The following is a 14190-nucleotide window of genomic DNA, read 5'->3' on the forward strand; positions in this document are numbered from 1 at the left end:
GGCATCCGTTTGTTAGCCTTGTCGTGGCACCGGCCCGATCCAAGCCCCCGGGCCCAACCTTAGTCGCCACGAGCGACCACTTGCCGCGAGGCGAGCATGGCGGGTCGGTGTCGTCAACGTGGGAGGCCCACGTCACGGATGTGACGTGGGCCTCTTTCTTTGCCCCGCCACCCTCTTTCCCCACCCGCCTGATTCTCGTATGGTGGAAGAAGTTTTCCGAAATCAGCAATCCGGCAGCGAACCTCGCGTGAACAAAACGTCCGCAATCGAGGGCGACTACCACGTACTCAGTGGTAGGTGCGACGATCGGACGGCACAACTCGCGACACGGTGAAAGCAGAGGAAGTCGGCCATGGCAACGGCGCCCAGCGTCTCCTACTCGATGACGATCCGGCTGGAGGTGCCCGCGAGCGGAACCGCCGTCTCGCAGCTCACCACCGCCGTGGAGTCCTCCGGAGGCTCGGTGACCGGCCTCGACGTCACCGCGTCCGGCCACGAGAAGCTCCGCATCGACGTCACCATCGCGGCCTCCTCCACCGCGCACGCCGACGAGATCGTCGAGAAGCTGCGCGGCATCGAGGGCGTCACCCTGGGCAAGGTCTCCGACCGTACGTTCCTGATGCACCTCGGTGGCAAGATCGAGATGGCCTCGAAGCACCCCATCCGCAACCGTGACGACCTCTCCATGGTCTACACGCCGGGTGTGGCGCGCGTCTGCATGGCCATCGCCCAGAACCCCGAGGACGCCCGCCGCCTCACCATCAAGCGCAACTCGGTCGCCGTCGTGACGGACGGTTCCGCCGTGCTCGGCCTCGGCAACATCGGCCCCAAGGCCGCGCTGCCCGTCATGGAGGGCAAGGCGGCCCTCTTCAAGCGTTTCGCCGGCATCGACGCCTGGCCGCTCTGCCTGGACACCCAGGACACCGACGCGATCGTGGAGATCGTCAAGGCGATCGCCCCCGGCTTCGCCGGCATCAACCTGGAGGACATCTCCGCGCCGCGCTGCTTCGAGATCGAGGCCCGGCTGCGCGAGGCCCTGGACATCCCGGTCTTCCACGACGACCAGCACGGCACCGCCATCGTCGTGCTCGCCGCGCTGACCAACGCCCTGCGCGTGACGGACAAGGCGATCGAGAACATCCGGGTCGTCATGTCCGGCGCCGGCGCGGCCGGCACGGCCATCCTCAAGCTGCTGCTCGCGGCGGGCGTGAAGAACGCCGTCGTCGCCGACATCCACGGCGTCGTCCACGCCGGCCGCGAGGACCTGGTGGAGGCCGCGGCGGACTCGCCGCTGCGCTGGATCGCCGACAACACCAACCCCGAGGGCCTCACCGGCACCCTGAAGGAGGCCGTGCGCGGCGCCGACGTCTTCATCGGCGTCTCCGCCCCGAACGTGCTGGACGGCAGCGACGTGGCCGCCATGGCCGAGGGGGCCATCGTGTTCGCGCTCGCGAACCCGGATCCCGAGGTCGACCCGGCGGTCGCCCGGCTGACGGCGGCCGTCGTGGCCACCGGCCGCTCCGACTTCCCCAACCAGATCAACAACGTCCTGGTCTTCCCGGGCGTCTTCCGCGGCCTGCTGGACGCCCAGTCCCGGACCGTGAACACCGAGATGATGCTCGCCGCCGCGCAGGCCCTGGCCGACGTGGTGACCGAGGACGAGCTGAACCCGAACTACATCATCCCGTCCGTCTTCAACGACAAGGTCGCGGGCGCCGTGGCCGGCGCGGTCCGCGAGGCCGCCAAGGCGGCCGGCGCGACGGCCTGACCACGCGCCGCCGATGCGCGCGGGGGACTGTGAGCATCGCCACGGTGGCCCCCCGCCCCGGCGCGTCGCGGAACCACCGGATGCCCGGTGCGCTCTAGGGTGACGGCCGAGCGGGCGCTTTTCGTGTGACTCCCCAGGGTGTTCTCACGACTCCTGCCGGTGCCGGATTGGCTTTCCCGCCGCAGGTAGGGGCAGGATGCGTCCCTGGGCGCGAGCGCATCGGCATCGCAGTGCCTCGCACGGTTCCGCCGCGAGGCACACCCCAACGGCAAGAAACACACGGGAGTAACAACATGAACCGCAGTGAGCTGGTGGCCGCGCTGGCCGACCGTGCCGAGGTGACCCGCAAGGACGCCGACGCCGTGCTGGCCGCGTTCGCCGAGACTGTCGGCGAGATCGTCGCCAAGGGCGACGAGAAGGTCACCATCCCCGGCTTCCTGACCTTCGAGCGCACCCACCGTGCCGCTCGCACCGCGCGCAACCCGCAGACCGGCGAGCCCATCAACATTCCGGCCGGCTTCAGCGTGAAGGTCACCGCGGGCAGCAAGCTCAAGGAAGCGGCCAAGGGCAAGTGACCCCGCCGCCCCCGTGCGAACGGGACGGCGTGGGGATCACCTGAGCAGGAACGAATGGGGCGGCACCCGGTCTTCCGGGTGCCGCCCCATCGTGCTGTGCGGCCGGGGCCGGCCGGGACCGGTGTGGTCCCGGGCCGGCGCGGGGGCCTCGGTCAGCCGAGCGCCTTGCCCGGCAGCTCCACCTTCGCGCCCAGCTCCACGAGCTTCTCCATGAAGTTCTCGTAGCCGCGGTTGATCAGCTCGATGCCGTGGACGCGGGAGGTGCCCTCGGCCGCCAGGGCCGCGATCAGGTACGAGAAGCCGCCGCGCAGGTCGGGGATGACCAGGTCGGCGCCCTGGAGCTTGGTGGGCCCGGAGACGACCGCGGAGTGCAGGAAGTTGCGCTGGCCGAAACGGCAGTCCGAACCGCCCAGGCACTCGCGGTAGAGCTGGATGTGCGCGCCCATCTGGTTCAGCGCGGAGGTGAAGCCGAGCCGGGACTCGTACACCGTCTCGTGGATGATGGACAGGCCCGTGGCCTGGGTCAGCGCCACCACCAGCGGCTGCTGCCAGTCGGTCTGGAAGCCGGGGTGCACGTCCGTCTCCAGCGCGATGGACTTGAGCTGCCCGCCGGGGTGCCAGAACCGGATGCCCTCGTCGTCGATCTGGAAGGCGCCGCCCACCTTGCGGTAGGTGTTCAGGAACGTCATCATCGAGCGCTGCTGGGCGCCGCGGACGTAGATGTCGCCGTTGGTCGCCAGCGCGGCGGACGCCCAGGAAGCGGCCTCCAGGCGGTCCGACAGGGCGCGGTGGGTGTAGCCGCCGAGCTTGTCCACACCGGTGATGCGGATCGTCCGGTCGGTGTCCATCGCGATGATCGCGCCCATCTTCTGCAGCACGCAGATGAGGTCCTCGATCTCCGGCTCGACGGCCGCGTTGGACAGCTCGGTGACGCCCTCGGCCAGCACGGCCGTCAGCAGCACCTGCTCGGTCGCGCCGACCGACGGGTACGGCAGCCGGATCTTCGTGCCGCGCAGCCGCTGCGGCGCCTCCAGGTACTGCCCGTCGGCCCGCTTCTCGATGGTCGCGCCGAACTGGCGCAGCACGTCGAAGTGGAAGTCGATGGGCCGGCCGCCGATGTCGCAGCCGCCCAGACCGGGGATGAACGCGTGGCCGAGACGGTGCAGCAGCGGGCCGCAGAAGAGGATCGGGATGCGGCTGGAACCCGCGTGGGCATCGATGTCGGCGACGTTGGCGCTCTCGACGCGCGTCGGGTCCATCACCAGTTCGCCGGGCTCCTCGCCCGGACGGACCGTCACCCCGTGCAACTGGAGCAGGCCGCGGACGACTCGCACGTCACGGATGTCCGGAACGTTGCGCAGTCGGCTCGGCTCGCTGCCCAGCAGGGCGGCGACCATGGCCTTCGGCACGAGGTTCTTCGCACCGCGGACACGGATCTCGCCCTCCAGCGGGGTTCCGCCGTGGACAAGCAGGACATCGTCGTTGACGGTCATGAATCTCGCGTTCCGATGAGTTGGTCAGGGTCCGGCCGATCACTGTGCGCGGGGGCCGGGAAGACAGCGTAATCGCCTCCTGCCCCCGCCCCGTAAGCCCAAGGCCGCCAGTGACGTCATGGCCGTGTCACAACACGAACGGTTCCCCGCCGGGCACATGGGGTCACCGGGCGCGCGGGTGTGCGCCCGTTCCGCTTCGATGCGCTCTGAGCTGCGTTCACTCCCGCGCCCTCGATTGGGTCCCCACTCCGGGGGAAGATGCGGGATCATGTCTGGCATGACCGAGGTGTCCTCGCTCACAGGGCGGCTGCTCGTGGCCACCCCCGCCCTGGCGGACCCGAACTTCGACCGCGCGGTGGTGCTCCTCCTCGACCACGACGAGGAGGGATCGCTCGGTGTCGTCCTGAACCGGCCCACCCCCGTGGGCGTCGGCGACATCCTGGAGGACTGGGCGGCCCTCGCCGGCGAGCCCGGCGTGGTCTTCCAGGGCGGACCGGTGTCCCTGGACTCGGCGCTCGGCGTGGCGGTCATCCCGGGCGGCGCGAGCGGGGACGGCGCCCCCCTCGGCTGGCGGCGGGTGTACGGCGCGATCGGCCTGGTCGACCTGGAGGCGCCGCCGGAACTGCTCGCGGCGGCCGTGGGCAGCCTGCGGATCTTCGCCGGTTACGCCGGCTGGGGGCCCGGCCAGCTGGAGGACGAGCTGGCCGAGGGCGCCTGGTACGTCGTCGAGTCCGAACCGGGCGACATCTCCTCGCCCGCGCCGGAGGGACTCTGGCGCGAGGTGCTGCGCCGCCAGCGCAACGAGCTGGCCATGGTCGCCACCTACCCGGACGACCCGTCGCTCAACTGATGCCGCCGGGCTTCAGTACCCTGGCTTTTATGAGCACTCTCGAGCCCGAGCGCGGGACTGGTACGGGGACCCTCGTAGAACCGACGCCGCAGGTGTCCCACGGTGACGGTGACCACGAGCGCTTCGCCCACTACGTCCAGAAGGACAAGATCATGGCGAGCGCCCTCGACGGCACCCCCGTCGTGGCGCTGTGCGGCAAGGTGTGGGTGCCGGGCCGCGACCCCAAGAAGTACCCCGTCTGCCCGATGTGCAAGGAGATCTACGAGTCCATGAGCAGCGGTGGGGACGACAAGGGCAAGGGCGGCGACAAGTAGGTCCCATCCGTCCGGTGGCGGTGAGGTCCCCGGGACGCGCGACGGGCGCGTTCCCGGGGACCTTCGCGTTTCCGCACCCGCAACTGGTCCAGACCTCTTCTCCCCACCCCTTGTGAGGGTCCGGCGCAGTGCCTAGCCTTCGATGCGTCATGCTCCGTTGTGCATGAAGCAAAGGACGTTGCACGTCGCGCAACGCGGCGTGCGAGGTGAAGGGCTGAGGTCGTGGAACTGATTCCGGCGCCGCGCGCCATCGAGGGACCGGCACGGGACGCCGTGCCGCTCGGCCGAGAGACCACGCTCTGGGCCGCTCCGGGGACGGAGCGCGCCGAACGGTGGCTGCGCGCCACCCTCGGCGCCGCCCTGGGGCTGCCGCTGCGCCCGGGGCCGCGGGACGCCCCCGACGCGGTGCGGCTGCTCCTGGACGACACCCTGGAGCCGGAGGCGTACCGCCTGCGCGCCGGCACCGACGGGGGCGTGGAGATCAGCGGCGGCGGGCCCGCCGGCGTGTTCTGGGGCGCGCAGACCCTGCGCCAGCTGCTCGGTCCCGACGCCTTCCGGCGCGCCCCCGTGCGGCCGGGCACCGCCCTCGGCGTGCCGCGCCTGACCGTCGAGGACGCGCCGCGGTTCCGCTGGCGCGGCCTCCTCCTCGACGTCGCCCGGCACTTCATGCCCAAGGACGGCGTGCTGCGCTACCTGGACCTGATGGCCGCGCACAAACTCAACGTCCTGCACCTGCACCTGACGGACGACCAGGGCTGGCGGATCGAGATCAAGCGGTACCCGAGGCTGACGGAGGTCGCCTCCTGGCGCTCGCGCACCCGGTTCGGCCACCGCGCCTCGCCGCTGTGGGAGGAGAAGCCGCACGGCGGCTACTACACCCAGGACGACATCCGGGAGATCGTCGCCTACGCCGCCGAGCGGCACATCACCGTCGTCCCCGAGATCGACGTGCCGGGCCACTCGCAGGCCGCCATCGCCGCGTACCCGGAACTCGGCAACACCGACGTCGTCGACACCGCCGCCCTGTCCGTCTGGGACGACTGGGGCATCTCCGGCAACGTGCTGGCCCCCACCGACGCCACCCTGCGGTTCTACGAGGGCGTGTTCGAGGAGGTCCTGGAGCTGTTCCCCGCGGACGCCGCCGAGTTCTCCCGGTTCGTGCACGTCGGCGGCGACGAGTGCCGCAAGGAGCAGTGGACCGAGTCCGTGACCGCCAAGACGCGGATCGCGGACCTCGGCCTCACCGACGAGGACGAGCTCCAGTCCTGGTTCATCGGGCACTTCGACACCTGGCTCTCCGCGCGCGGGCGCCGCCTCATCGGCTGGGACGAGATCCTGGAGGGCGGGCTAGCCCCGGGCGCGGCCGTCTCCTCCTGGCGCGGCTACGGCGGCGGTGTCGCCGCCGCGCGGGCCGGCCACGACGTGGTCATGTGCCCCGAGCAGTACGTGTACCTGGACCACCGTCAGGACCCGGGCGAGGACGAGCCCGTGCCGATCGGCTACGTGCGCACCCTGGAGGACGTCTACCGGTTCGAGCCGGTGCCGGCCGGACTCACCGAGGAGGAGGCCCGCCGGGTACTGGGCACCCAGGCCAACGTGTGGACCGAGGTGATGGAGGACGCCGGGCGAGTGGACTACCAGACCTTCCCCCGCCTCGCCGCCTTCGCCGAGGTGGCCTGGAGCCCGCTGCCCGCCTCCGGGGAACGGGACTTCGCCGGTTTCGAGCGCCGGATGGCCGCGCACTACCGGCGTCTGGACGCGCTCGGCGTCGCCTACCGGCCGCCGGCCGGGCCCCGCCCGTGGCAGCGGCGCCCCGGCGTGCCCGGCCGCCCGATCGAGGGGCTGCCCCCGAACAGGTAACGGCGAAACCCCGGCAGGATCACCGAAGAGTGGCAATCCGCGCCTACCGGTGATGCGGTGTGAAACCGGACCATCCCCCCGCTGAGGTGGGCGAACGCCTCCTAGCGGACCCCCGCGTTCGAGCCTTGCGAAGATGTGCCAGAGTTGCGTCGTCCGCCCTGTGAGCACGTACGGTACGGCAGCACAGGCGGGACCAGGTGGGGCAGCGGGAAGGGGCAGCCGGTTTGACCACGCACGCACCGCAGGCGGCGCAGGCCGTCACGCTGCCCACGACGCTGGACGAGGCGGTGGCGGCCCTCGCCGCCGTGCCCACCGCCGTCCCCGTCGCGGGCGGCACCGACCTGATGGCCGCCGTCAACTCCGGTCAGCTCAGGCCCGCCGCGCTGGTGGGCCTCGGCCGGATCAGCGAGATCCGCGGCTGGCAGTACCAGGACGGCCACGCGCTGCTCGGCGCGGGCCTCACGCACGCGCGGATGGGCCGCCCCGACTTCGCGGCCCTCATCCCGGCGCTCGCCGCCGCCGCGCGCGCCGCGGGCCCGCCGCACATCCGCAACGCGGGCACCCTGGGCGGCAACATCGCCACGGCCGCCCCCACCGGGGACGCGCTGCCGGTGCTGGCCGCCCTGGAGGCGACGCTGATCATCGCGGGCCAGGGCGGGGCCCGCCGGGAGATCCCGGTGTCGCACCTGCTGGCCGGCGTGGACATGTTGCGCGGCGGTGAACTCATCGGCTACGTGCGCGTACCGCTGCTGCACGCGCCGCAGGTCTTCCTCAAGGCCACCGGACGCACCGGGCCGGGCCGCGCGCTGGCCTCCGTGGCCCTCGTCCTCGACCCCGCCCGGCGCGGCGTGCGCTGCGCCGTCGGGGCCATAGCGCCGATGCCGCTGCGGCCCCTGGAGGCCGAGCAGTGGGTCGCCGGGCTGATCGACTGGGACAACGACCGCGTCCTCGTCCCGGAGGCGCTGCACGCCTTCGGGGAGTACGTCGCCGCGGCCTGCATCCCGGACCCGGTCCCCGAGCCCGACGGCTCGGTGACCCCGCTTCCGCCCGCCGTACTGCACCTGCGGCGCACCGTCGCCGCGCTGGCCCGACGAGCACTGGGGAGGGCGCTGTCGTGACCGACGACCAGCACGGAGAGGGCACGCCCCAGGGCGGCGGACGCTGGAACCCGCTGCCCCAGGGCGACTACGACGACGGCGCCACCGCCTTCGTCGAACTCCCCGAGGGCGGCATCGACGCCCTGCTGTCCGGCGACAGCCCGCTGGCCGCGCCCGGACACGGCTACGTGCCGCCGCGGATCACGGCCACGCACGCCGAGGGCGCCGCGGGCGGCTGGCCCGCGCCGGGCGACGGCGCCGGGTGGCCCGACGCGAACACGGCGCAGGACCGGGCGCCGGGCACGGACGACCGGTTCACGTACCCGTCCGGCGCCACCCAGCAGTGGACCTTCGAGGAGCCCACGGCACCGGCCGCGCCGGGGCACGACGTCACCGGACAGTGGTCCATCCCCGTCGCCGGCGGCGAACTGCCGGACGAGTCGGGCGAGTTCACCACGTCCTCGCTGGTCGAGCAGTGGGGCGGCACCCCGCCGGCCACGCTGCCCGGCGGCGCGCCGGCCCCCTGGGCGACGGACGGCGCGGGCCACGCGTGGGGCCACCCCCAGGCCCGCCCGGACACCCCCGCACCCGGACACACCCCCCTGCCCGACCACACCGGCGCCCACCCGGCGGGCGGCGCCCTCGCACCGCAGGCGTACGCCCCGGAGACCGGATACGGCCACGGGACCGGCTACCCGGACCAGCCGGGCCCCGAGGACGCCGGCCACCCGACGAACGGTCATGCGGCCGACGGTCACGCGGAGGCCGGCCACGCCGCAGGTGCGCACGCGGACGCGGGGCACGCCGAGGACGGCCACCCGGACGCGGCCCGTACCGAGGGCGGTCACCCGGAGGCCGACGGCCCCGAGGCCGCTCACGCGGAGACGGAGTACGTCGAGACGGAGTACGTCGAGACGGAGTACGGCGAGACGGAGTACGCGGAGGCGGAGTACGCGGAGACGGCTCACGCGGACGCGGAGTACGCCGAGACGGCTCACGCGGACGAGGCCGGTGCCGAGGCCGGTCACGCCGGGCCGGGCCGTCCCGCCGCCGGTGACGCCGCCACGCCCGGGGTGCCGCTTCCGGCGGCGGAAGCCGACGCGCACGACCTCGCCGAGGCCCCCGAACGCCCCGCCGACGCCCCCGCGGGCCACGAACAGCCCACCGCCCCGGCCGACGCGCCCCACCCGGCCCCGGCGCCCGACACGGCCGCCCAGGCGGCACCCGGCGCCCCGGCGGCGGCCGTTGACCCGCAGTCCGCGCTGACCCCGCAGACCCCGCAGGCCCCGGCCCACCCGGCGGCACCGCAGGCCCCGGCAGCCCCGGCCGAGCCCGAGCCCGGCACCGAGGCCGAAGGCCACGCCGAGACCCCCGAGGCCGGCCCGGCGGAACCGGCCGCGGAACACTCCGGCGGCGACCCGGAGACGGAGTCCCGGGACGGAGCCGGGGAACCCGAGCCGACGGCCGCGGCGCACCCCGCCGGGCACGACGACGCCTCCGGCCCCGAGGCCACCGCGCCGGCCCAGGACGCACCGGTGGACCAGGAAGCCGCGCCGGACCACGAGGCCGAGTCCGCCCCGCGGGCCGCCGCCGAGGACGCCGGGGCCCCGGCCGCCGTACCGCCGCCGCTGCACGACGACCACCCCCTCGCCTCCTACGCGCTGCGCGTCAACGCCACCGACCGCCCGGTCACCGAGGCCTGGATCGGCGAGTCCCTGCTCTACGTGCTGCGCGAACGGCTCGGCCTCGCGGGCGCCAAGGACGGCTGCTCGCAGGGCGAGTGCGGTGCCTGCAACGTGCAGGTGGACGGCCGCCTGGTCGCCTCCTGCCTGGTCCCGGCGGTCACCGCGGCCGGCAGCGAGGTACGGACGGTCGAGGGCCTGGCCGCGGACGGGCAGCCCTCCGACGTGCAGCGCGCGCTCGCCCGGTGCGGTGCCGTGCAGTGCGGTTTCTGCGTGCCGGGCATGGCGATGACCGTGCACGACCTGCTGGAGGGAAACCCGGCGCCGACCGAGCTGGAGGCCCGGCAGGCGCTGTGCGGCAACCTCTGCCGGTGCTCGGGCTACCGGGGCGTCCTGGAGGCCGTCCGGGAGGTCGTCGCGGAACGCGAGGCGTCCCACGCCGGACCCGACGCAAACGGGGACGAGGCGCGCATCCCGCACCAGGCGGGCCCCGGCTCCGGCGGCGTCCACGCGTCGGCGTTCGACACGCCCGGCGTGTTCGACACCCCGCGGACCGCCCCCGACGGGCACGACGGCCACGGCGAGCACGGTGTGCACGGTGGCCACGGCGAGCACGGTGTACCCGACGAGCACGGCGGTCACGGCGTCGCACCCGGCCCGTACGCCGCCGCACCGGACCCCTACGCCACCGCACCGGACCCGTACGGCGCGCCGCCGGGACCGCAGCCCCAGCACTACGGCCAGGACGGAGGCCAGGCGTGAGCAACGAAGCCGGCATCGCGACCACCGCGGCGGAACCCGCCCCCGCGGCCGACCCGTTGCCGCACGGCCTCGGCGCCTCGCTGCCGCACGCCGACGCCCGCGCCAAGACCGAGGGCACCTTCCCGTACGCGGCCGACCTGTGGGCCGAGGGCCTGCTGTGGGCGGCCGTGCTGCGCTCCCCGCACGCCCACGCGCGCATCGTCTCCATCGACACCACCCACGCGCGCGAGATGCCCGGCGTCCGCGCCGTCATCACCCACGAGGACGTGCCCGGCACGCCCCGCCACGGGCGGGGCACGCCCGACCGGCCGGTGTTCGCCTCCGAGGTCGTACGGCACCACGGTGAGCCCATCGCCGCCGTCGCCGCCGACCACCCGGACACCGCGCGGATGGCCGCCGCCGCCGTCATCGTCGAGTACGAGGTGCTCGACCCGGTCACCGACCCGGAACACGCCTTCGAGGCCGAGCCGCTCCACCCCGACGGCAACCTGATCCGGCACATCCCGCTGCACCACGGCGACCCGGAGGCGGCCGGCGAGGTCGTCGTCGAGGGCCTGTACCGCATCGGCCGCCAGGACCCCGCCCCGATCGGCGCCGAGGCCGGGCTCGCCGTGCCGCGCTCCGACGGCGGGGTGGAGCTGTACCTGGCCTCCACCGACCCCCACACCGACCGGAACACGGCCGCCGCCTGCTACGGACTGTCCCCCGAACAGGTGAAGATCGTCGTCACCGGGGTGCCCGGCGCCACCGCCGACCGCGAGGACCAGGGCTTCCAGCTCCCGCTCGGCCTGCTCGCGCTCAGGACCGGCTGCCCGGTGAAACTCACCGCCACCCGCGAGGAGTCCTTCCTCGGCCACGCCCACCGGCACCCGACCCTGCTCCGGTACCGCCACCACGCCGACGCCGAGGGCAGGCTGGTGAAGGTGGAGGCGCAGATCCTGCTGGACGCGGGCGCGTACGCCGACACCTCGGCCGAGGCCCTGGCCGCCGCCGTCTCCTTCGCGTGCGGCCCGTACGTCGTGCCGAACGCGTTCATCGAGGGCTGGGCCGTGCGCACCAACAACCCGCCGTCCGGGCACGTGCGCGGCGAGGGCGCGATGCAGGTGTGCGCCGCCTACGAGGGCCAGATGGACAAGCTGGCCAGGAAGCTGGGCCTGGACCCGGCCGAACTGCGCCTGCGCAACGTCCTGGCCACGGGCGACGTCCTCCCGATCGGCCAGACGGTGACCTGCCCCGCGCCGGTCGCCGAACTCCTCCAGGCGGTCCGGGACTTCCCGCTGCCCGCCCTGCCCAAGGACACCCCCGAGGAGGACTGGCTGCTGCCCGGCGGCCCCGAGGGCGCGGGCGAGCCGGGCGCGGTGCGCCGGGGCGTCGGCTACGGCCTCGGCATGGTCCACATGCTCGGCGCGGAGGGCGCCGACGAGGTGTCGACGGCCACGGTCAAGGTCCACGACGGCATCGCGACCGTGCTGTGCGCGGCCGTGGAGACCGGCCAGGGCTTCACCACGCTGGCCCGGCAGATCGTCCAGGAGACCCTCGGCATCGACGAGGTCCACGTGGCCCCGGTCGACACCGACCAGCCGTCCGCCGGCGCCGGCTGCCGCGGACGCCACACCTGGGTGTCGGGCGGCGCGGTGGAGCGGGCGGCGAAGATGGTCCGCTCCCAGCTCCTCCAGCCGCTCGCCCACCAGTTCGGCATGTCGACGGAGCTGCTCCAGATCACGGACGGCAAGATCACCTCGTACGACGGCGTGCTGTCGACCACGGTCACCGAGGCGATGGAGGGCAAGGAGCTGTGGGCCACGGCCCAGTGCCGCCCGCACCCCACCGAGCCGCTGAACGCCTCCGGGCAGGGCGACGCCTTCGTGGGCCTCGCGTTCTGCGCGATCCGCGCGGTCGTCGACGTCGACGTCGAGCTGGGCTCGGTCCGGGTGGTGGAGCTGGCGGTCGCCCAGGACGTCGGCCGGGTCCTCAACCCCGCCCAGCTCGCCGCCCGGATCGAGGCGGGCGTCACCCAGGGCGTGGGCATCGCCCTCACCGAGAACCTCCGCACCCCCCGCGGCCTGGTCCGGCACCCGGACCTGACCGGGTACGCCCTGCCGACCGCCCTGGACGCCCCCGACGTCCGGATCGTGAAACTGGTCGAGGAACGGGACGTGGTGGCGCCCTTCGGCGCCAAGTCGGTCAGCGCGGTCCCGGTGGTGACGTCCCCGGCGGCGATCGCCTCCGCCGTCCGCGCGGCCACCGGCCGCCCGGTCAACCGCCTCCCGATCCGCCCGCAGGCCGCGGTGGTGACGGACCGGTGAGCACCCCGCCGGCCGGCGAGCCCCGCTACGAACCCGCGCCCGGCCCGGGCAGGCTGCTCGGCTGGATCCTGCTGTTCGTCGTGGCGGCCCTGGCGGTCGTGCTCGGCGGGATCCGTCTCACGTAGCCGGTGCCCGCGGGCGCGCAACGCGCGCGGGCCGCCCGGCGTCTTGCCCGGTGCGGGCCGTTGTCAGTGGGGCGGCGTACTGTGCCCACTGGTGGGGGAACCCGCCCGGGGGCGCCGTACGACGGTGTGCGCGTCCGGCACGCACGGGGACGATCGCGGGGGAGCGATGAGCACGACCGATGCCGGGGTTCCGGCGATCACACTGACCGAGGCGGAGCTGGACCGCCTGATCACCCACGCGCCGACGCGCGGCCTCCTCACGGGCGCCGGACTGCCCGCCGAAACCGACCTGCTGACCTTCTCCCCGCTGCGCACGCACGGCCTGCGCACGCTCGCCGACGCCGCCGACGGCCCCTTGCGCCTCGCGGAGGAGCTGCGCGGCCGCCTGGTCATCGGCGAACTCCTCACCCCGGCCGGCCTGGAACGCGAGTCGATCCTGCTCGACGGCGCCACGGGCGAGCTGACGACGGCCTACCTCTTCGACCCGGCCGCCCCGCGCCCCTTCGCGCCCTCCCTGCACACCCTGCTGCGCTTCGCCGCGGTCACCGAGGAACTGGCGGGCCTGCGCGGCCGTTTCGCCTCCCTGGCGGGCCAGTACGGCCCCGGGACGGCGACCGAGGCGTCCCGGCGCCTGCTCACCCTCTTCGAGGAGGGCACGGACGGCCGGATCCCGCCGTACTGGAAGGCGGCGGCCCTGATCCGCCCGCTCTCCCTGGTCGCCGGCCCCGGCACGGCCTCCGGACTCACCCTGGACCTCCCCGCGCGCGTCCTGGACCAGGAGTTCGGCCACGGCAGGGTGGTCCGCTTCGAGGAGGTCGACTTCCCGGGGACGCTCACCCACGAGCCGACCCGCCGGTTCCTGCGCGAGACGGGACTGCCGGAGGAGGCGGTGTTCTTCTCCGTCGACAGCGACCTGCCCCTGCCGACGCTGCGCGAGTACTTCGCCCAGGAGCGCCCCGGCCGCACCGGTGAACTCCCGGCCCACTGCGACCACTTGATCCACCTGGGCCACCTGCTGGAGGAGACCGGCCTGGTGGTCGACGGCAGGACGGGCCGGGTCCTCACCTTCAGCGAGCCGGACGCCACGCTCCACTCCCTCAACACGGACGTCTCCACCCTGGCCTTCACCCTGTGGCTCATCCACCACGAGCGCACCATCGACGCCCACCTGGGCCACGAGCTGGCGACACACGCCTACGACCACCTGGTGGCGGCCATGATCCACACCCTGGACAGCCTGGACCCCGCGACCTGGCACCAGTGGACGGAACTCCTCCGGGACGAGGCGGGCGGCGTCTACTGAGCCCCACCCGACCTGGTGCATTTCCGCATTCAGGTCACTCAGCGTGGCCGCACCG

Annotated in this window: 11 protein-coding genes; 10 read left to right on the forward strand and 1 reads right to left on the reverse strand. The window is 73.8% G+C overall.

Features of this window, described 5'->3' with window-relative positions:
• The first annotated feature begins 352 nt into the window (after positions 1–352).
• Both ACZ4K2_RS09815 and ACZ4K2_RS09820 read left to right on the forward strand, forming a co-directional pair.
• Complete coding sequence (locus ACZ4K2_RS09815) at positions 353–1768, forward strand: NAD-dependent malic enzyme (protein ID WP_467471370.1); 1416 nt, start codon at positions 353–355, stop codon at positions 1766–1768.
• 293 nt (positions 1769–2061) lie between these two features.
• A complete protein-coding gene (locus tag ACZ4K2_RS09820) occupies positions 2062–2343 on the forward strand; it encodes an HU family DNA-binding protein (protein ID WP_014673024.1) in 282 nt (93 codons plus the stop codon).
• Between the two features lie 152 nt (positions 2344–2495).
• Here ACZ4K2_RS09820 and murA read toward each other — a convergent pair whose 3' ends face one another.
• Entirely contained in the window at positions 2496–3836 is a 1341-nt protein-coding gene (murA, locus tag ACZ4K2_RS09825) for a UDP-N-acetylglucosamine 1-carboxyvinyltransferase (RefSeq protein WP_467471372.1), read from the reverse strand.
• Between the two features lie 277 nt (positions 3837–4113).
• On the opposite strand from murA, the gene ACZ4K2_RS09830 reads away from it, so the two are divergent.
• From ACZ4K2_RS09830 to ACZ4K2_RS09865, 8 genes are all read left to right on the forward strand, one after another.
• On the forward strand, positions 4114–4686 hold the full coding sequence (locus ACZ4K2_RS09830) for a YqgE/AlgH family protein (RefSeq protein ID WP_467471374.1): 573 nt from the start codon (positions 4114–4116) through the stop codon (positions 4684–4686).
• 29 nt (positions 4687–4715) lie between these two features.
• The gene (locus ACZ4K2_RS09835) at positions 4716–5000 is read left to right on the forward strand and encodes a DUF3039 domain-containing protein (RefSeq protein ID WP_467471376.1); all 285 of its coding nucleotides are present in this window, start codon (positions 4716–4718) and stop codon (positions 4998–5000) included.
• Between the two features lie 222 nt (positions 5001–5222).
• A complete protein-coding gene (locus ACZ4K2_RS09840; RefSeq protein WP_467471378.1) occupies positions 5223–6860 on the forward strand; it encodes a beta-N-acetylhexosaminidase in 1638 nt (545 codons plus the stop codon).
• 224 nt (positions 6861–7084) lie between these two features.
• Positions 7085–7978 (forward strand): FAD binding domain-containing protein, encoded by an 894-nt coding sequence (locus ACZ4K2_RS09845; RefSeq protein ID WP_467471379.1) that lies wholly within the window; start codon positions 7085–7087, stop codon positions 7976–7978.
• Positions 7975–10401 (forward strand): (2Fe-2S)-binding protein, encoded by a 2427-nt coding sequence (locus tag ACZ4K2_RS09850; RefSeq protein WP_467471381.1) that lies wholly within the window; start codon positions 7975–7977, stop codon positions 10399–10401. Before ACZ4K2_RS09845 ends, ACZ4K2_RS09850 begins: the two co-directional genes overlap by 4 nt.
• Entirely contained in the window at positions 10398–12707 is a 2310-nt protein-coding gene (locus ACZ4K2_RS09855) for a xanthine dehydrogenase family protein molybdopterin-binding subunit (protein WP_467471383.1), read from the forward strand. Before ACZ4K2_RS09850 ends, ACZ4K2_RS09855 begins: the two co-directional genes overlap by 4 nt.
• Positions 12704–12832: a hypothetical protein gene (locus ACZ4K2_RS09860; RefSeq protein ID WP_467471385.1), complete on the forward strand. Its 129-nt coding sequence runs from the start codon at positions 12704–12706 to the stop codon at positions 12830–12832. Before ACZ4K2_RS09855 ends, ACZ4K2_RS09860 begins: the two co-directional genes overlap by 4 nt.
• A gap of 166 nt (positions 12833–12998) precedes the next feature.
• Positions 12999–14135 carry an SUKH-4 family immunity protein gene (locus ACZ4K2_RS09865; protein WP_467471386.1) on the forward strand — a complete coding sequence of 379 codons (1137 nt, stop codon included), beginning with the start codon at positions 12999–13001 and terminating at the stop codon, positions 14133–14135.
• The last annotated feature ends 55 nt before the right edge of the window (positions 14136–14190 follow it).

The organism is Streptomyces sp. NPDC025833 (assembly GCF_055558055.1).

Excerpts from the sequence above, each read along its gene's own strand:
- ACZ4K2_RS09815 (WP_467471370.1), top strand. The coding sequence starts at position 353 with ATGGCAACGGCGCCCAGCGTCTCCTACTCGATGACGATCCGGCTGGAG.
- ACZ4K2_RS09820 (WP_014673024.1), top strand. The coding sequence starts at position 2,062 with ATGAACCGCAGTGAGCTGGTGGCCGCGCTGGCCGACCGTGCCGAGGTG.
- murA (WP_467471372.1), bottom strand. The coding sequence starts at position 3,836 with ATGACCGTCAACGACGATGTCCTGCTTGTCCACGGCGGAACCCCGCTG.
- ACZ4K2_RS09835 (WP_467471376.1), top strand. The coding sequence starts at position 4,716 with ATGAGCACTCTCGAGCCCGAGCGCGGGACTGGTACGGGGACCCTCGTA.
- ACZ4K2_RS09830 (WP_467471374.1), top strand. The coding sequence starts at position 4,114 with ATGACCGAGGTGTCCTCGCTCACAGGGCGGCTGCTCGTGGCCACCCCC.
- ACZ4K2_RS09865 (WP_467471386.1), top strand. The coding sequence starts at position 12,999 with ATGAGCACGACCGATGCCGGGGTTCCGGCGATCACACTGACCGAGGCG.